At 57.0% G+C, this 725-nt stretch carries 1 pseudogene; it reads right to left on the reverse strand.

The features are described from left to right. Positions 1-725 (reverse strand): annotated as a pseudogene (locus ACH34W_RS55495) (preprotein translocase subunit SecA); the annotation flags it as partial.

A 725-nucleotide genomic window follows, 5' to 3' on the forward strand; every position in this document is an offset into this window, starting at 1 on the left:
GAACACCGGCACGCTTGAGCTTTTCGGAAAGCAGCTCCGACTTGGCCACCGACGCAGTGCCGATAAGGATCGGCTGGCCCGCCTCGTGACGCTCAACAACATCGGCGATAATGGCGTCGAACTTGGCATCCTCGGTGCGGTAAATGAGGTCCTTCTGATCTTTGCGGATCATCGGACGGTTCGTCGGGATCGGGATGACTCCCAGACCGTAAATCTTCTGGAACTCGCTTTCCTCGGTCTTAGCTGTACCCGTCATGCCGGCGAGCTTGTCGTACATGCGGAAGTAATTCTGCAGGGTGATCGTGGCGAGAGTCTGATACTCGTCCTTGATCTCGACGTGTTCTTTGGCCTCAAGGGCTTGGTGGAGGCCTTCGTTGTAACGACGGCCAGCAAGAGTCCGGCCGGTGTGCTCGTCAACGATAAGGACTTCACCACCGACGACGACGTAGTCCTTGTCGCGGTGGAAAAGCTCCTTGGCCTTGATGGCGTTGTTGAGGTACCCGATAAGCGGAGTGTTCGCTGACTCGTAAAGGTTCTCGATACCGAGCCTCTCCTCAACGACGGTAATTCCGTGCCCAAGTACAGAGACGGTGCGTTTCTTCTCGTCCACCTCGTAGTCAACGTCGCGTTCGAGCCGCGAGACGATCTTGGCGAATTCCGGGTACCACTGCTTGTTCTCCTCGGCAGGTCCAGAGATGATCAGCGGGGTACGAGCTTCGTCAACG

The organism is Actinomadura sp. 6N118 (genome assembly GCF_044326415.1).
In the GTDB taxonomy this organism is placed as follows: Bacteria; Actinomycetota; Actinomycetes; order Streptosporangiales; family Streptosporangiaceae; genus Spirillospora.